The following is a 15,776-nucleotide window of genomic DNA, read 5'->3' on the forward strand; positions in this document are numbered from 1 at the left end:
GATGCACGCTGCTATATCGGTTAAAAATATATCGAAGCGCTATGGTGCTCTGCAGGCCCTTGATAACGTATCGCTCACGATTGGACCAGGAGAATTTTTTGGTTTGCTTGGACCCAATGGTGCCGGCAAGACTACCCTGATTTCTATATTGGCCGGTTTGGTTAGTGCCGATTCGGGCAGTGCCGCAATCATGGGGGCGAACGTACAGGCTGACTTTCGTCAGGCACGTCGCATGCTGGGTGTTGTTCCCCAAGAGTTGGTGTTTGATCCTTTTTTCACGGTTCGTGAAACCTTGCAATTTCAATCGGGTTATTTTGGGATTAAAAATAACGAGGCTTGGATCGACGAAATTATTGCCAACTTAGGACTCACCAATAAGGCTGACAGTAATATGCGCTCCTTATCAGGTGGTATGAAACGTCGAGTGTTAGTTGCTCAGGCTTTAGTGCATCGCCCGCCAGTGATCATTCTTGATGAGCCAACCGCAGGAGTAGATGTGGAATTGCGCCAATCTTTATGGCAATTTATTAGCAGGCTTAATCAAGATGGCCATACGATTGTGTTGACAACGCATTACCTTGAGGAAGCCGAGGCTTTGTGTCAGCGTATTGCCATGCTCAAGCAAGGAAAGATTGTGGCTTTAGATACCACTGCTAATCTATTAAGTCGCTATGGTTCGGTGAAAAAAGATGGCGAAGGAAAAACAGATCTTGAAGATGTGTTTCTCAACATCATGGCTGGGAATGCACTGTGAAGAATGTAAAAAATCCTCCACTGAAGTATGGCAGCGGCTTCCCCACTTTATTGCGCAAGGAAGTAAAGCGTTTTTATAAGGTAGCCTTTCAGACCGTAGCAGCACCTGTCCTAACGGCAATTCTTTATCTGATGATTTTCGGTCATGTACTAGAGGGTAAGGAAGTCTATGGCCGCATAAGTTATGCCGCTTTTCTGATACCTGGTTTGGTCATGATGAGTGTTTTGCAAAATGCTTTTGCTAATACCTCCTCTTCCTTGATTCAATCTAAGGTGACAGGTAATCTCGTGTTTGTTTTGCTCTCGCCCCTGAGTCATTTTGAATTCTATGGAGCTTATGTCTTAGCTGCTGTTTGTCGTGGTGTAGTCGTAGGCACTGGTGTTTTTCTGGCAACCGCATGGTATTTTTCCCCTGCGCTTGAGTATCCTTTATGGATTATGGTTTTTGCTTTTTTAGGGGCGGCCATTTTGGGTAGCATGGGTTTAATTGCCGGGATTTGGGCGGATAAGTATGACCAGCTGGCAGCATTCCAGAATTTCATCATCATGCCCGCCACAATGTTATCGGGTGTGTTTTATTCGATTCATTCCTTGCCACCAACATGGCAGGCCGTCTCCCATTTCAACCCATTCTTTTATATGATCGATGGATTCCGTTTTGGTTTCTTTGGGGTATCTGATATTTCCCCATGGAAGAGTCTGGCAATCGTGTTGTGCTTCTTTATTGTAGTTTCTACTATTGCATTGCGCTTACTACAAAAAGGCTATAAGTTACGGCATTAAAACTTGGTATGTATTTTTTTTACCTTTTTGTTACCCACTTCCCATTAGGAGATTGAGATGTTGCCAACCCCCGAGCAAATTGAGGGCTATATCAAGCAGGGTTTGCCTTGCACTCATATTCAGGTTGAGGGTGATGGACAGCATTTTTTTGCAACCATTGTGAGCCCAGATTTTGAGGGTAAACGTTTGGTTCAGCGTCACCAATTGGTTTATGGCGCCATGGGTGATCGCATGAAAGCAGAAGTGCATGCACTCTCTATCAAAGCTTTTACTCCCGATGAATTTGCTGCGCAGTCAGCTTCATAAAAAATTAATTCGCTATTACGAGATTGCTTGATGGATAAATTACGAATGGTCGGTGGCAGCCCTCTGCAGGGAGAGGTGATTATTGCCGGAGCTAAAAATGCGGCATTACCGATTTTGTGCGCATGCCTATTGACCGATCAAACGATTACCTTGCGTAACGTGCCTGATTTGCAGGATGTGCGCACTATGCTCAAGCTTTTGCAGGAGATTGGTGTTGAAGTGCGTTTTCCAGATGCAGCTGACCGAAGTTATGTGGCGCTAGATGCAGGAAATATAAAAAGCTCTGAAGCAACGTATGAGATGGTTAAAACCATGCGTGCTTCCATCTTGGTATTAGGCCCTTTGCTTGCCAGAATGCACAGTGCAAAAGTCTCTCTGCCTGGAGGTTGCGCAATTGGGGCCCGTCCTGTCGATCAACATATCAAAGGCCTCAAAGCGATGGGCGCCACCATCAAAATTGAGGGCGGCTATATTCAGGCAGAAACGCCATCTCCGCAGAATCGCTTAAAAGGCGCTTCGATTTTGACCGACATGATCACTGTGACTGGTACGGAAAATTTGCTGATGGCTGCAAGCTTGGCTAACGGTACGACCATTCTAGAAAATGCAGCACGCGAACCCGAGGTTGGTGACTTAGCAGAGCTGTTGGTCAAAATGGGTGCCAAAATCACAGGCATTGGTACTGATCGCTTGGTCATTGAGGGTGTAGACAAGTTGCACGGCGCAGAGCATTCGGTGATTCCGGATCGCATTGAAGCGGGAACCTTCTTATGTGCTGTTGCCGCTGCTGGAGGTGAGATCTTAGTAAAGCACTGTCGTCCGGGCACCTTAGATGCGGTGATTGTGAAATTACAGGAAGCAGGCTTGAAGATGGAGGTGGGCTCTGACTGGATTAAGGCATCGATGAGTGGGCGTCCAAAGGCAGTGAGCTTCCGTACCTCTGAGTATCCAGCCTTCCCAACAGATATGCAGGCGCAGTTAATGGCAGTCAATGCAATAGCCTCGGGTAATGCAACGATTACTGAAACTATCTTTGAAAACCGTTTCATGCACGTTCAAGAATTAAATCGCCTCGGTGCCGATATTGCTATTGAGGGCAATACCGCAATTGCCCAAGGGGTAGAAGCGCTTTCAGGGGCCATTGTGATGGCCACCGATTTAAGGGCATCAGCAAGCTTGGTGATTGCTGGTTTAGCAGCTCAAGGTGAGACACAGGTTGATCGGATTTATCACCTCGACCGCGGTTATGACCGTATGGAGCAGAAGTTGACCCTCTTGGGGGCCAACATTGTGCGCGTCAAGTAAGCCTGGTGGATAATTAGTCCATGAAGTTAACACTAGCCCTCTCGAAGGGGCGCATCTTCGAAGAAACTGCTGACATTCTGGCTAAGGTCGGAATTCGTCCCTTAGAGGATCCAGAGAAGTCACGCAAACTGATTATTGAGACCTCCAATCCAGAGGTGCGTCTCATTATTGTGCGTGCTTCGGATGTACCTAGCTATGTGCAATTCGGTGGCGCAGATTTTGGTGTGGCTGGACTAGATGTACTGATGGAAAAAGGAACTGACGGACTCTATGTTCCTTATGATTTAGGTATCGCCAAGTGCCGTATGTCTGTAGCGGTTCGCGAAGGTTTTGATTACGCAGCTGCAGTCAAGCAAGGCTCCCGTTTGAAGGTGGCCACCAAATATGTCAATTGTGCCCGTGAACATTTTGCAAACAAGGGCGTGCATGTCGATACCATCCAGCTCTATGGTTCGATGGAGCTTGCGCCTCTGGTTGGTATGGCCGATGCGATCGTAGACTTGGTTTCCACAGGCAACACTTTGCGCGCAAACGGTCTGGTTGAGGTCGAGCCGATGGCCGACATCAGCGCTCGTTTAGTGGTGAATCAAGCATCTTACAAACGCAAGCGTGCTCAACTCCAGCCCATTTTTGAACTACTCAAGTAAGACAAGCTAATTATTCATGTCCTCAGTACGCATTCCGATTAAATGCTTAACAAGCCAAGACCCCGGCTTTAGAGAAACCCTCTTATCAAGCCTCTCTTTGCCGATGGCAGATGATGAGGCAATTGATGCTGCGGTTGTGCGCATTTTGGCTGACGTGAAGTCGCGAGGCGATGAAGCGGTGATTGCACTGACACATCAATTTGATCGTTTAAATGTTACCAGTGTTGCGCAGTTAGAAATTTCTCGGCAAGAGCTTAAGCTTGCTTACGATACTTTATCTGCCGAGCAAAAGAGTGCATTAGATGTTGCGGCACAGCGCGTACGCGCTTATCACGAGCGGCAAAAAATAGAGGCAGGTTGCCACTCTTGGGAGTACGAGGAAGCCGATGGCACACGTCTAGGTCAAAAAGTAACACCACTTGATCGCGTTGGAATTTATGTCCCGGGCGGTAAAGCTGCTTACCCATCTTCTGTTTTGATGAATGCCATTCCTGCAAAAGTTGCTGGTGTTAAAGAAGTCATCATGGTTGTACCCACACCCGATGGTGCGCGCAATCCTCTAGTCCTGGCAGCGGCCCATTTATCAGGAGTGGATCGCGTATTTACTATCGGTGGTGCTCAGGCCGTAGGTGCTTTGGCATATGGCACGCAAACCATACCATCTGTAGACAAAATTGTAGGCCCAGGAAACGCCTTTGTAGCCGCAGCTAAAAGACGTGTATTTGGGCTTGTGGGGATCGATATGATTGCCGGCCCCTCAGAAATCTTGGTGATTGCTGATGGCACAAGCAATCCCGATTGGGTTGCGATGGATCTGTTCTCTCAAGCAGAGCATGATGAATTAGCGCAATCCATTTTGCTCTGTCCTGATGCTCAATTTATTGAGCAAGTTCAGGTCAGTATTAGTAAATTACTTCCTGAGATGCCGAGAAGAAAAGTCATCGAAACTTCTTTGACTAACCGTGCTTTATTGATTCAGGTTGAGGATATGTCCCAGGCCTGTGAGATAGCCAATGCCATTGCTGCAGAGCATTTGGAGATCTGCGCAGCAGAGCCACGTAAGTGGGCTGACATGATTCGCCATGCGGGTGCGATCTTTATGGGTCACTACACCAGTGAGTCACTAGGTGACTACTGCGCTGGCCCTAATCACGTTTTACCAACCGCCCGAACTGCCCGCTTCTCATCACCCTTGGGTGTGTATGACTTTATCAAGCGCTCAAGCATGATTGAAGTAAGTGAGGCTGGTGCTCAAACTTTAGGCGCTGTTGCTAGCACCTTGGCTCATGGTGAGGGTTTACAAGCCCATGCTCGTGCAGCGGAGATGAGGCTCAAGACAGTACTTTAGAGGTTCTTAAGCAGCTAGCCGTTCTAAGGATAGAGGCTGAATCTCATTAGCAATTTTCTTGGCGACAGCCTTTTCAGCTTTCTTCAGGTCATAAGCTTGTTGGAGATTTAGCCAAGATTGTGCATCGCCTCCAAAATAACGCGCTAAACGTAATGCCGTATCAGGCGTAATTCCCCTTAGCTCTCTTACGACATCATTAATTCTTGCGGGAGTTACATGTAAGGCTTTTGCCAGCGCATTCGCACTCATGCCTAAGGGTAATAGATAGTCTTCCCTTAATATTTCACCAGGGTGAATCGCTCTCATTCCATTCTTCATAACTTCTCCATTAGTGGTAGTCAACTATTTCCACATTTGCGGGCCCTAATTCAGTCCAAATAAAACAGATCCACCACTGCACATTAACGCGAATGCTATATTGATTAGAGTGCTTTCCACTCAAGCTCACAAGATGATTGCCCGGTGGCGATCTTAGGAAGCATAAAGTGACCGCGCTATCTAACTGCTGCAGCTTTCGCTCTGCAACTGACTTAATCGAAGAAAAATGCCTTGTTTTGCCAGTAATGAAAAGATTTTCCGTATCAGCACATTTGAACGATTGAATCATATGTGTATTTTATATCACTTATCGGTAAACAGTAAACTTTTGTACGAGACCAACCTTTTTACTTGGTAGGCCAATCAATATGGTGTGTTTGAGGTAAATCGAAGGTTTAAAAGTTATTGGTGATATCTTTTAGTGCCATTACCAATTCATTGCTTTGTTCGTCTGTCCCAATGGTGATGCGTAAGTAATCTGCGATCCGTGGTGATTTGAAGTGGCGGACGATGATGCCACGCTCGCGTAATGCTTGATAGAGATCTTCACCTGCCCGTTGTGGGTGGCGAGTCAAAATAAAGTTGGCACTTGAGGGGAGGGTTTCAAAGCCCAACGCTTTTAATTCTTCAACCAAGCATTTACGCGTTTGCATGACCTTGTTGGTGGTTTCAAGTAAATGCGCTTGATCCTCAATTGCGGCAATTGCACCTGCTTGTGCTAGCCGACCGAGTGGGTAGGAGTTGAAGCTATTCTTAACACGCTCAAGACCAGCAATCAGATCTGGATGGCCCACTGCAAATCCAACACGCAGGCCAGCTAGAGCCCGTGACTTTGAGAGTGTATGTACGACCAATAAGTTTTCGGGGCAAGCAGCCCCGTGCAGCAGAGGAATGCAGGATGCTGTCCCGTAATCGACATATGCCTCATCGATTACTACAACAGAATTTTTATTTTCAGAGAGGAGTGCTTCGATTTCAGAGCGAGGCAATGCTTTACCGGTTGGGGCATTCGGATTGGGGAAAATAATGCCCCCGTTGGGCTTTATGTAATCTGCTGTGCGGATTTCAAATTCTGGACCGAGCGGAATGGTTTGGTATTCGATACCAAAGAGTTTGCAGTACACGGGATAGAAACTGTAGGTGATGTCCGGAAAAAGAACGGCATCTTGGTGCTTTAGTAGGCCCAGGAAAACGTGGGCCAAGACTTCATCTGAGCCATTGCCCAAGAAAACTTGGTTTGGCTCCAGACCATGTAAATGAGCAATGGCTTTTTTCAACGCCAATCCTTCTGGATCAGGATAAAGACGCAAATCGGCATTGTTTTGGCTGTTAATAGCCGCTAATGCCTTAGGGGATGGTCCATAAGGACTCTCATTTGTATTGAGCTTTACCAAACGCTGCATCTGCGGTTGTTCCCCGGGCACGTATGGGGTTAAGTTTTGTACTGTAGGACTCCAAAAGCGGCTCATGAGGGTGCTCAAGTTAAAAATTGGGTAGAAAGTTAGGCAATTTGGATATTTGTACTGCCTTTAGGAATGATATTATGAGGCTTCAATCAACACTTCGCCTCGCGGCGCAATGAAGCATGCGGCAAGCCGACGTTACCCGAAACACTTCGGAAACCAAAATTCAAATTGCTATCAATTTAGATGGCACTGGTAAGGCAGAGCTCGCCTCTGGCGTACCTTTCTTAGATCATATGCTCGATCAAATTGCCCGTCACGGCATGATTGATTTAAAAGTGATCGCAAAGGGTGATACCCACATTGATGATCATCACACGGTTGAGGATGTGGGAATCACCTTGGGACAAGCTTTTGCAAAGGCGGTTGGTGATAAGGCGGGCATTACTCGCTATGGCCACTCCTACGTTCCTTTGGATGAAACGCTTTCCCGGGTTGTCATCGATTTTTCTGGCCGTCCAGGCTTAGAATTTAATGTGCCTTTTACCCGTGCGCGAGTAGGTGACTTCGATGTGGACTTGAGCATTGAATTTTTCCGCGGATTTGTGAACCATGCTGGAGTGACCCTTCACATTGACAATTTGCGCGGTATTAACGCGCATCATCAAATTGAAACGGTTTTCAAGGCCTTTGGCCGTGCTTTGCGCATGGCATTGGAGATTGATCCACGTGCATCCGGTGCTGTTCCATCCACCAAAGGCAGTCTGTAATTGATATTGCCCTAATTGTTTGGTGAAAATACAGCAGAAAATAGGTTATTAGTTAGTGCAAACAATTGCGATCGTAGACTATGGAATGGGCAACCTTCGTTCGGTCTATCAAGCCTTTCATCATGTAGCGCCAGATGCTAATGTACTCATTGCGCGCACTCCTGAGGAGATCATGACTGCCCAGCGCGTGGTACTGCCTGGTCAGGGAGCAATGCCTGATTGTATGAGGCATCTCAAAGAATCAGGCCTGCTTCATGCCCTTTTAGAGGCTGCCAAAAATAAACCCCTGTTAGGCGTTTGTGTTGGTGAACAAATGCTTTTTGATCAAAGTGCTGAGATTCGTTCTGGTGCGCATTCAGCATGGACAAAATGCCTGGGCTTAATACCGGGTGATGTATGGCGTTTTGAATTGGCTGGAAAGCTGCAGCCCGATGGTTCTGCCTATAAAGTTCCCCATATGGGCTGGAATCAAGTTCGGCAAGATAAAAAACACCCCCTCTGGGAAGGTATTCCAGATTTAAGCAGCTTTTACTTTGTGCATAGCTACTATGTGACACCACAGAATCAGGATGATATCGCTGGCTCAACTGAGTATGGCGATTGGTTTACCTCTGCAGTGGCACGGGATAATATTTTCGCGACACAATTTCATCCAGAAAAAAGTGCAGAATACGGATTAAAGCTGTATAAAAATTTTGTTTCTTGGCAACCTTAATAACTCTCTAACGCACTACTATGCTGCTGATTCCTGCAATTGATTTAAAAGACGGTCACTGTGTTCGACTCGAACAAGGTGATATGGATAGGGCTACTGTTTTCTCAGAAGACCCAGGGGCAATGGCCGCGCATTGGATTAGCAAAGGTGCCCGCCGTTTGCATTTGGTTGACTTGAACGGTGCTTTTGCGGGGAAGTTAAAGAATGAGTCAGCCATTAAATCGATCTTAAAAGCAGTGGGCGATGAGATTCCGGTTCAATTGGGTGGTGGTATTCGTGATTTAGATACGATCGAGCGTTTACTAGATGATGGAATTAGCACGGTCATCATTGGTACTGCAGCAGTCAAAAGCCCAGGGTTTGTGCAAGATGCCTGTACTGCATTTCCGGGGCACATCATGGTTGGCTTGGATGCACGTGATGGCAAAGTGGCTACCGATGGTTGGAGCAAGATCACAGGTCATGAAGTGATTGATTTGGCTAAAAAATTTGAAGATTATGGGGTCGAAGCCATTATCTATACGGACATTGGTCGCGACGGTATGCTCAAGGGTATCAACATGGATGCCACCATTAAATTGGCTCAGGCGATACGCATTCCAGTGATTGCTAGTGGCGGCCTATCAAACAATCAAGATATTGAAGCGCTGTGCAGAGCGGAAGAAGAGGGCATTATGGGTGTGATTGCTGGCCGCTCTATTTATGCTGGCGATCTAGATTTAACTGCTGCGCAAAAGTATGCGGATGAACTGACCCTTCAGTTCACCAAGAAAATTATTTAATGCTAGTGCGAGCGAACCGCAAGTGTTAACCAAACGTATCATCCCCTGTCTGGATGTGACGGCTGGCCGTGTTGTTAAAGGGGTGAATTTCGTTGGTCTGCGAGATGCAGGCGACCCAGTAGAAATTGCACGTCGCTATGATCTACAAGGTGCCGATGAATTAACCTTTTTAGATATCACGGCAACCTCGGATGGGCGTGATTTAATTCTTCATATCATTGAAGATGTGGCCTCACAAGTGTTTATTCCCCTGACTGTTGGCGGTGGAGTACGGGCTGTTGGTGATGTGCGTCGTTTACTCAATGCGGGCGCTGATAAAGTGAGCATGAATTCATCAGCAGTAGCCAACCCCGATTTAGTTTCAGATGCAGCAGCTTATTACGGCTCGCAGTGCATTGTGGTGGCTATAGATGCGAAAAAAACGGACTCTGGTAGCTGGGAGGTATTTACTCACGGCGGCAGAACAGCCACTGGAATGGATGTAGTGACTTGGGCTGGTGAGGTTGCAAAACGTGGTGCTGGCGAGATTCTCTTAACGAGCATGAACCGTGATGGCAGTAAAGATGGTTTTGATCTTGAATTAACTGCAGCCGTAAGCGATGCTGTGAGTGTGCCCGTGATTGCATCCGGTGGCGTTGGTAATCTCCAGCATTTAGTCGATGGCATTACAAAGGGCCATGCAGATGCAGTTTTAGCTGCAAGTATTTTTCATTATGGTGAGTTCACCGTAAAACAGGCAAAAGAATATATGGCTAGCCAAGGTATTCCCGTGCGGATCTAAGCGGACATTACGGATATTGATGAATATGCAAACAAAGACATTTGCCCCTGTTGAAAATTTGCAAGCCGGCACCTGGTTAGATGAAGTGACCTGGAATGAGCAAGGTTTGGTGCCGGTGATTGCACAAGAGTTAGGTAGTAAAGATATCTTAATGATGGCCTGGATGAATCGAGATGCCTTGTTGGCTACTCTACGTTTGGGTGAGGCGGTTTACTGGACTCGGTCAAGGCAAAAACTTTGGCATAAGGGCGAGGAATCAGGCCACACACAAAAGGTGAGAGAAATCCATCTTGATTGTGATGGCGATACGATTTTGCTGGTAGTGGAGCAAAAAGACGGTATTGCCTGTCATACGGGGGAGCATAGCTGCTTCTTTAAGCGGTGGGACTCTGACAGTGCCTGCTGGGTAGATGAGTCTCAATCCAAAAAATAGGGAAATGAGGCTCAATTCTCACTTAAAGCACTTCTTTTCCATAAAAGACATAAAATTGCTGCATGACTAGTTCGGCGAATTCTTCCAAAAACTTAGATTCTGCATTGGCGCATTTGGCTGACGTGGTTGATCAGCGACGTGATGCTTTTAAGTTGGGCATAGCTGATCCTAAGACTTCCTATACTGCTTTGCTCTTTTCGAAGGGTGATGACGGCATTTTGAAAAAAATAGGAGAAGAGGCTACCGAGACTGTGATGGCAGCCAAAGATGCCCGGCACGCTGGCTTGTCGATCCAACAGCAACAACTTCTCATCGGAGAGATGGCAGACCTTTGGTTTCATTGCCTCATTGCTTTATCCCAGTTTGAACTTCGTCCCGAAGACATCATCGCTGAGCTTGAGCGCAGGCTAGGTACTTCTGGAATTGAAGAAAAGGCTGCTAGAAAAGCAGCCGGTCAAGAGTAAAAAGAAAAAAAGTAAGGGCAAACGCATGACTCACGACCCCAATTGCTTGTTTTGCAAGATTTCTCAAGGATTAATACCTTCGGCAAAAGTGTACGAAGATGATGAGATTTGTGCCTTTAAAGACATTCATCCGGCAGCGCCAGTGCATTTCTTGATGATTCCTAAAAAGCATATCCCCATGTTGGAGGCTGCAGAAGCCAGCGATGCGCCTTTGCTAGGTAGAATGATGGAATTAGCACCGCGTCTTGCCAAAGAGCAAGGATGTCGCCCAGGTAAAGAGGGTGGTTTCCGCGTGATGGTGAACAATGGTGTAGATGGAGGGCAGGAGGTGTATCACCTGCATTTGCATGTGATGGGCGGTCCACGCCCCTGGAAAAAATAATCCAAGGAGAGTAAAAATGGGTTCATTTAGCATTTGGCATTGGTTAATTGTGTTGGTCATTGTGATGATGGTGTTTGGCACCAAAAAATTACGCAACATTGGCCAAGATTTAGGCGGTGCCGTGAAGGGCTTCAAAGAAGGCATGCAATCTGGCACTGAGACCAAAGAGCAAATCAGTCAAAATGCGGCTCCTACAGATCACACTGTAGATGTGCATGCTAAAGACGTAAACAAATAAGTTGATAGGCGAGTGCGGCAATCTAAATGATTGATCTTGGCGTATCCAAACTCGCACTCATCGCAGTAGTCGCTTTGGTGGTAGTCGGCCCTGAGCGTCTACCTAAGGTTGCCCGGATGGCAGGCACTTTACTAGGGCGCGCACAGCGCTACATGGCTGAAGTGAAATCTGAAGTCAATCGCCAGATGGAAGTCGAAGAATTTAAGCAGCTACGCGAGGAGAGTGCCGCTGCCTTGAAGGAAGTTGAGAATAGTATTCACTCAACTGTGCAAGAGGCGAATGCCCATTTAAGCGATCAGGCCGATATCTATGAAAGTAATTTCACAAGACCTGTCTTGGATGAGGTCGAGGTTCTGCGTAAAACAAAACGTCAAGGCCGAAATAGTTGGGGTGTTAAAAGGGCGGCGCGTCCTACCTGGTACAAGCGCAGCTCTGGTATGCGCACACGCGTGCAATCTGGTGCAGCTAGAATGAAGCGCTTTCACCATAGCGCTCTCAAATAACACTGCTCATTAAAAGTAATTATTTATTCATGACGGAAAACCAGTCCACCGAAGATTCCGGTTTGCAAGAATCCTTTCTCTCGCATCTCTTTGAGTTGCGCGATCGGATTATTAAAGCCTCTGCAGCAATTCTGCTTGCCTTCGTTTGTTTGGTTTATTGGGCGCCTGATATTTTCCATTTGTTTGCCCAGCCTTTGCTGGAGGCTTTACCCGCCGGCGGTAAGATGATTGTGACTGATGTGACTGGATCCTTCTTTGTGCCGATGAAGGTCACCATGCTAGTCGCCTTCTTAATTGCATTGCCAGTGGTGATGTATCAACTTTGGGCATTTATTGCGCCTGGCCTTTATCTGCATGAGCGTAGACTCATTTTGCCCTTGGTGATTAGTAGCTACGCTTTATTCATAGTAGGCATGTCATTTGCCTACTTCTTGGTATTCCCAACAGTCTTTCGCTTTATGGCCCACTACAACGCTCCACTGGGTGCGGAAATGTCTACTGACATTGATAATTACCTCAGTTTTGCGATGACCACCTTTTTAGCCTTTGGTATTACCTTTGAGGTGCCGGTAGTAGTGGTTGTACTGGTTCGTATGGGCATGGTCTCTCTGGCAAAGCTCAAAGAGATTCGTCCCTATGTGGTAGTTGGGGCTTTCATTGTGGCTGCCGTGGTGACGCCACCAGATGTGCTCTCACAATTGCTCTTGGCTGTCCCGATGGTTCTTCTTTATGAATTGGGTATCTTGGTAGCGCGTTTTTATGCACCTAAGCCATCAGATGAAGAAGAAATACCAGGCGCCAATAGCTAATATTTAGAGCTTAGGCAACAGCAAAAGTTTCGTTTAACCAGGCGCATACTCGATCAAAGCGATAACGGCGTTGGCGCAGATTCCCCTCTTCTGATTCCGTTCCAGCAAACGCTTTGCCAGCGGCGAGCAAAGAACGACGCTGTTTAATAGTGTCTATCTGAATCAAGCGCGGCAAAATTTTAGGTAGCTCATAGCGAATATCAACCACAACACAATGCTCGTGCTGCAGTTGACCAACTTCGCAAAGTAATAACTCTGCTTTGCTTAAATTAAATTGATTGGCAATGATGAGGCGATGGCACAACAATCCCCATTCCTCCTCAATTTTATGTTCAGCATGATTTTCTAGAGCTTGCTCTGCAAAGGAGGCTAAGGCGTACCAGTCATTCTTTTTGGGGTGGGGGGTACTCTCTAAAATTTTGCCAAGTAATTCACCTGCTTCAGGAACGCCTTGCTGGTGTGCTTGCCATACCCAATAAGATGCTTGGAGTCCACGTACGTTTTCTTGCAGCTTTTCACGTTTGCGCCATAAGTTGGCACCCCTTCTAAATTGTGCTTGTGGATGACCAAGGTCAGCTGCATTCTCAAAGCAACGATCACTCTCCTTGGCGTTATATCCAGAAAACTGGGGGCGACGGTAAATTTCTCCTAAGGCATACCAAGCGTCTCGATCTCCATCTTTGGCGGCAAGCTCTAACCAATGAGCCGCTTTTTTAAGTGAGGCGTTTGATTTATTGCCAGTAATATTTTTGGATGCTGGCGATTCATCCAATTGTGCAAGCTGTAAACCAAGTGTGAGTTTGGCAGCTGTTAGACCTAATTCGGCAGCTTGGATCAAGGCATCTTCATTCTTATCGGCAAGCCAAGCAGACCACAGTGAGGAGAGGGCCTCATTTTTTGGTTGCAATTTAATTAATAGCTCTTTTGCTTGGGGGGTAAAAACCGAATCAGACTGAGCTAATGCAAACAGATAATTTTTGGCCTTCTCTTGACGCTCTGAAAATCCAATATTGGGTTGATGTAGTTCAAGCCAGCGTGCAAGTTCAATTTGCAGTGTTTTCTTTAGGGGATTTAATAGCAAGTCAGCAAGTTGCCATTGAGCAGCAGCGCTAAAGGGGGTATTGGCCTCTGCTATCTCCCAAAAAGTCCGCCAGCCAAAGCCAAATGCAGGCGAATGAAAGGTATCTGCCAGTGGAATAGCGGAGACTTGGTCAAGAAATAAAGAATTGTTTGTATTACTTGAGCTTGAATTGCTAAGTACCTGATTTGCAATTGAAATAGTTGATTTCTCTAGCCAAATCAAGGCGTTAGCCGGCTGAATTGGCGTATTAAAAGCGCCAGTCAGATAGGCTGAGGCTAATTGTTGTTGCGCGGAAACATCACCTAAGCGGGCTGATTTAAGGATTTTTAAGAATTCACGGCTTGCCATATGACAATTTTGACATCCCAGGCCCTAAAACACACAAAAACAGAGCTCTTGTTGCAGTGATACAACGAAGAAAGCCAAAAAACTGCCTTTTGACAAGCAAAAATAACTCCTAAATACCCTGACCCTCAGTCTAGCTGGGCAAACCAAGCAAAATTCGTAGGTCCCAGTTTATTTGGGCATTACTTTCAATTTATGGAGATTTAAAGAATGAAAAAATCGCTATTAGCAGTTGCAGCAATCGGCGCATTTGCGTCTGCTGCTCAAGCTCAGTCCAGCGTAACCGTTTACGGTATTTTGGACGTTGGTTATATCGGTGGTAACACTAGTGTTCAAGACTCTTCTAAGGGCAACACTGCTGGTTACAACCAAGGTACAGCTAAATCAACAGTTAGCCAATTTGGCCAATCTGCTGAGCAAACATCACGTTTAGGTTTCAAAGGTAGCGAAGATTTGGGCAACGGTAAGTCTGCTTTCTTCACTGCTGAGTTCTACCTCTACCCAGCTGACCAAACTTTGTCTGGTAATACAGCAGGTGGTTTGAACAACCGTCAAACATTTGTTGGTTTGAAAGATAACAAGATTGGTCAAGTTGCTGTTGGTTTACAGTACACACCAGTATTTAACGCTGCCGCTGCAACCGATGTTGGTCAGTTGAACAATATGACTGGTAACGTTATCTATGCTGGTTCTTCAGGTATTACTTCTGGCCAAGCTGGAACAAATAACTTAGGCTTTACTAACCGCACAGCTAACACATTGAGCTTCCAAACTGCTAACTTTAGCGGCTTCCAAGCAAGCGGTATCTACACATTGAACGACAAGAATCAAACTCAAACTACTGGTGCTACATTAACTACTGGTGGTAACACCAATGCTTCAGGTTGGGGTTTAGAGGCTGATTACACATACAACAAGCTCTACATTACTGCTGCTTACCAAGCTCTGAAGCAACAAACCATTGCTAACGACTTGACAGCAATCTGGGCTAACCAACAGGCTAACGGCGCAACTACTGCCCCTGTGGCCCCTGCTGCTGCTTCAATTACTGGCACAGCTTCTAACGTGCAAGACAACCAACTCTATGCTGCTGCAACATATGATTTCGGTATCTTGAAGGCCTATGCTCAGTACGTAACACGTAAAGCAACTGACACTGATAACACTAACTACTACGGTAAGCGTTCTGCTGAGCAGATCGGTGTTCGTAGCTACATCACTCCAACTGTTGAAGCTTGGGCATCTGCTGGTTTAGGCCGTTACACAACTTTTGGTACTACACAACCAACAGCTAACTTCAATGGCTGGCAGTTAGGTTCTAACTACTGGTTGAGCAAGCGTACAAACTTGTACGCTATCTACGGTTCAACAGTAACATCTACAGCTGCTACAGCTTCAGGTACAACTGTTGGTGGTAGCATGAACAACTACGGTATTGGCGTACGTCACACTTTCTAATTTAACGCTAGCGTAAGCTAGTTGATGATTAGTTTGGTATTAAATTAACCCACTGTGGAAACACGGTGGGTTTTTTCTTTATGACTTCCTTTTCTTGAGCTGGCAAATATCCTGATAAATCCCACTTGACCGAAGAATGTATTGTGTAGATC

At 46.3% G+C, this 15,776-nt stretch carries 21 protein-coding genes; 17 read left to right on the top strand and 4 right to left on the bottom strand.

From position 1 onward, the window contains the following. The first annotated feature begins 1 nt into the window (after position 1). Genes M2125_RS09030 through hisD form a run of 6 tightly spaced genes read left to right on the top strand, consistent with a single transcriptional unit; the run spans position 2 to position 5,142 of the window. Complete coding sequence (locus M2125_RS09030) at positions 2-754, top strand: ABC transporter ATP-binding protein (RefSeq protein ID WP_280741474.1); 753 nt, start codon at positions 2-4, stop codon at positions 752-754. Next, positions 751-1,536 carry an ABC transporter permease gene (locus M2125_RS09035; protein WP_076024578.1) on the top strand — a complete coding sequence of 262 codons (786 nt, stop codon included), beginning with the start codon at positions 751-753 and terminating at the stop codon, positions 1,534-1,536. The genes M2125_RS09030 and M2125_RS09035 overlap by 4 nt, the downstream gene beginning before the upstream one ends. A gap of 57 nt (positions 1,537-1,593) precedes the next feature. Beyond that, entirely contained in the window at positions 1,594-1,842 is a 249-nt protein-coding gene (locus tag M2125_RS09040; protein WP_076024579.1) for a BolA family protein, read from the top strand. Between the two features lie 30 nt (positions 1,843-1,872). Then, entirely contained in the window at positions 1,873-3,147 is a 1,275-nt protein-coding gene (gene murA / locus M2125_RS09045) for a UDP-N-acetylglucosamine 1-carboxyvinyltransferase (protein WP_280741432.1), read from the top strand. Positions 3,148-3,167: 20 nt separating this feature from the next. Further along, positions 3,168-3,794 (top strand): ATP phosphoribosyltransferase, encoded by a 627-nt coding sequence (gene hisG / locus M2125_RS09050; protein WP_076024581.1) that lies wholly within the window; start codon positions 3,168-3,170, stop codon positions 3,792-3,794. Positions 3,795-3,810: 16 nt separating this feature from the next. After that, on the top strand, positions 3,811-5,142 hold the full coding sequence (gene hisD / locus M2125_RS09055; protein ID WP_076024582.1) for a histidinol dehydrogenase: 1,332 nt from the start codon (positions 3,811-3,813) through the stop codon (positions 5,140-5,142). A gap of 6 nt (positions 5,143-5,148) precedes the next feature. Here hisD and M2125_RS09060 read toward each other — a convergent pair whose 3' ends face one another. The 3 genes from M2125_RS09060 to hisC form a co-directional block, all read right to left on the bottom strand. After that, on the bottom strand, positions 5,149-5,460 hold the full coding sequence (locus M2125_RS09060) for a HigA family addiction module antitoxin (protein ID WP_076024583.1): 312 nt from the start codon (positions 5,458-5,460) through the stop codon (positions 5,149-5,151). Positions 5,461-5,470: 10 nt separating this feature from the next. Further along, positions 5,471-5,749 carry a type II toxin-antitoxin system RelE/ParE family toxin gene (locus M2125_RS09065; protein ID WP_076024584.1) on the bottom strand — a complete coding sequence of 93 codons (279 nt, stop codon included), beginning with the start codon at positions 5,747-5,749 and terminating at the stop codon, positions 5,471-5,473. Between the two features lie 106 nt (positions 5,750-5,855). Next, complete coding sequence (gene hisC / locus M2125_RS09070; protein WP_280742854.1) at positions 5,856-6,929, bottom strand: histidinol-phosphate transaminase; 1,074 nt, start codon at positions 6,927-6,929, stop codon at positions 5,856-5,858. Between the two features lie 116 nt (positions 6,930-7,045). Here hisC and hisB point away from each other — a divergent pair, with 116 nt between their 5' ends. The 10 genes from hisB (at position 7,046) to tatC (ending at position 12,740) form a co-directional block, all read left to right on the top strand. Beyond that, positions 7,046-7,633 carry an imidazoleglycerol-phosphate dehydratase HisB gene (hisB, locus tag M2125_RS09075; RefSeq protein WP_076024586.1) on the top strand — a complete coding sequence of 196 codons (588 nt, stop codon included), beginning with the start codon at positions 7,046-7,048 and terminating at the stop codon, positions 7,631-7,633. Positions 7,634-7,688: 55 nt separating this feature from the next. After that, the gene (gene hisH, locus M2125_RS09080; protein WP_280742855.1) at positions 7,689-8,348 is read left to right on the top strand and encodes an imidazole glycerol phosphate synthase subunit HisH; all 660 of its coding nucleotides are present in this window, start codon (positions 7,689-7,691) and stop codon (positions 8,346-8,348) included. A 20-nt stretch (positions 8,349-8,368) separates the two neighbouring features. Beyond that, positions 8,369-9,130 (top strand): 1-(5-phosphoribosyl)-5-[(5-phosphoribosylamino)methylideneamino]imidazole-4-carboxamide isomerase, encoded by a 762-nt coding sequence (hisA, locus tag M2125_RS09085; protein ID WP_280742856.1) that lies wholly within the window; start codon positions 8,369-8,371, stop codon positions 9,128-9,130. Between the two features lie 22 nt (positions 9,131-9,152). After that, entirely contained in the window at positions 9,153-9,911 is a 759-nt protein-coding gene (gene hisF / locus M2125_RS09090; RefSeq protein ID WP_076024589.1) for an imidazole glycerol phosphate synthase subunit HisF, read from the top strand. A gap of 25 nt (positions 9,912-9,936) precedes the next feature. Further along, the gene (gene hisI / locus M2125_RS09095; protein WP_280741473.1) at positions 9,937-10,344 is read left to right on the top strand and encodes a phosphoribosyl-AMP cyclohydrolase; all 408 of its coding nucleotides are present in this window, start codon (positions 9,937-9,939) and stop codon (positions 10,342-10,344) included. Positions 10,345-10,406: 62 nt separating this feature from the next. Continuing rightward, on the top strand, positions 10,407-10,808 hold the full coding sequence (locus M2125_RS09100) for a phosphoribosyl-ATP diphosphatase (RefSeq protein ID WP_280741430.1): 402 nt from the start codon (positions 10,407-10,409) through the stop codon (positions 10,806-10,808). Positions 10,809-10,833: 25 nt separating this feature from the next. Further along, complete coding sequence (locus M2125_RS09105; RefSeq protein WP_076024592.1) at positions 10,834-11,190, top strand: histidine triad nucleotide-binding protein; 357 nt, start codon at positions 10,834-10,836, stop codon at positions 11,188-11,190. A gap of 16 nt (positions 11,191-11,206) precedes the next feature. Next, a complete protein-coding gene (gene tatA, locus M2125_RS09110) occupies positions 11,207-11,428 on the top strand; it encodes a Sec-independent protein translocase subunit TatA (protein WP_076024593.1) in 222 nt (73 codons plus the stop codon). Between the two features lie 26 nt (positions 11,429-11,454). Beyond that, a complete protein-coding gene (gene tatB, locus M2125_RS09115) occupies positions 11,455-11,931 on the top strand; it encodes a Sec-independent protein translocase protein TatB (RefSeq protein ID WP_076024594.1) in 477 nt (158 codons plus the stop codon). A gap of 29 nt (positions 11,932-11,960) precedes the next feature. Then, positions 11,961-12,740: a twin-arginine translocase subunit TatC gene (tatC, locus tag M2125_RS09120; RefSeq protein ID WP_076024595.1), complete on the top strand. Its 780-nt coding sequence runs from the start codon at positions 11,961-11,963 to the stop codon at positions 12,738-12,740. A 10-nt stretch (positions 12,741-12,750) separates the two neighbouring features. Here tatC and M2125_RS09125 read toward each other — a convergent pair whose 3' ends face one another. Then, the gene (locus tag M2125_RS09125; RefSeq protein ID WP_280742857.1) at positions 12,751-14,169 is read right to left on the bottom strand and encodes a tetratricopeptide repeat protein; all 1,419 of its coding nucleotides are present in this window, start codon (positions 14,167-14,169) and stop codon (positions 12,751-12,753) included. Positions 14,170-14,376: 207 nt separating this feature from the next. Here M2125_RS09125 and M2125_RS09130 point away from each other — a divergent pair, with 207 nt between their 5' ends. Beyond that, on the top strand, positions 14,377-15,624 hold the full coding sequence (locus M2125_RS09130; protein ID WP_280742858.1) for a porin: 1,248 nt from the start codon (positions 14,377-14,379) through the stop codon (positions 15,622-15,624). Positions 15,625-15,776 lie beyond the last annotated feature (152 nt).

The organism is Polynucleobacter sphagniphilus (genome assembly GCF_029892205.1).
In the GTDB taxonomy this organism is placed as follows: domain Bacteria; phylum Pseudomonadota; class Gammaproteobacteria; order Burkholderiales; family Burkholderiaceae; genus Polynucleobacter; species Polynucleobacter sphagniphilus.

Excerpts from the sequence above, each read along its gene's own strand:
- M2125_RS09030 (WP_280741474.1), top strand. The coding sequence starts at position 2 with ATGCACGCTGCTATATCGGTTAAAAATATATCGAAGCGCTATGGTGCT.
- M2125_RS09040 (WP_076024579.1), top strand. The coding sequence starts at position 1,594 with ATGTTGCCAACCCCCGAGCAAATTGAGGGCTATATCAAGCAGGGTTTG.
- murA (WP_280741432.1), top strand. The coding sequence starts at position 1,873 with ATGGATAAATTACGAATGGTCGGTGGCAGCCCTCTGCAGGGAGAGGTG.
- hisG (WP_076024581.1), top strand. The coding sequence starts at position 3,168 with ATGAAGTTAACACTAGCCCTCTCGAAGGGGCGCATCTTCGAAGAAACT.
- hisD (WP_076024582.1), top strand. The coding sequence starts at position 3,811 with ATGTCCTCAGTACGCATTCCGATTAAATGCTTAACAAGCCAAGACCCC.
- M2125_RS09060 (WP_076024583.1), bottom strand. The coding sequence starts at position 5,460 with ATGAAGAATGGAATGAGAGCGATTCACCCTGGTGAAATATTAAGGGAA.
- M2125_RS09065 (WP_076024584.1), bottom strand. The coding sequence starts at position 5,749 with ATGATTCAATCGTTCAAATGTGCTGATACGGAAAATCTTTTCATTACT.
- hisC (WP_280742854.1), bottom strand. The coding sequence starts at position 6,929 with ATGAGCCGCTTTTGGAGTCCTACAGTACAAAACTTAACCCCATACGTG.
- hisB (WP_076024586.1), top strand. The coding sequence starts at position 7,046 with ATGCGGCAAGCCGACGTTACCCGAAACACTTCGGAAACCAAAATTCAA.
- hisA (WP_280742856.1), top strand. The coding sequence starts at position 8,369 with ATGCTGCTGATTCCTGCAATTGATTTAAAAGACGGTCACTGTGTTCGA.
- hisI (WP_280741473.1), top strand. The coding sequence starts at position 9,937 with ATGCAAACAAAGACATTTGCCCCTGTTGAAAATTTGCAAGCCGGCACC.
- M2125_RS09100 (WP_280741430.1), top strand. The coding sequence starts at position 10,407 with ATGACTAGTTCGGCGAATTCTTCCAAAAACTTAGATTCTGCATTGGCG.
- M2125_RS09105 (WP_076024592.1), top strand. The coding sequence starts at position 10,834 with ATGACTCACGACCCCAATTGCTTGTTTTGCAAGATTTCTCAAGGATTA.
- tatA (WP_076024593.1), top strand. The coding sequence starts at position 11,207 with ATGGGTTCATTTAGCATTTGGCATTGGTTAATTGTGTTGGTCATTGTG.
- tatB (WP_076024594.1), top strand. The coding sequence starts at position 11,455 with ATGATTGATCTTGGCGTATCCAAACTCGCACTCATCGCAGTAGTCGCT.
- tatC (WP_076024595.1), top strand. The coding sequence starts at position 11,961 with ATGACGGAAAACCAGTCCACCGAAGATTCCGGTTTGCAAGAATCCTTT.
- M2125_RS09125 (WP_280742857.1), bottom strand. The coding sequence starts at position 14,169 with ATGGCAAGCCGTGAATTCTTAAAAATCCTTAAATCAGCCCGCTTAGGT.
- M2125_RS09130 (WP_280742858.1), top strand. The coding sequence starts at position 14,377 with ATGAAAAAATCGCTATTAGCAGTTGCAGCAATCGGCGCATTTGCGTCT.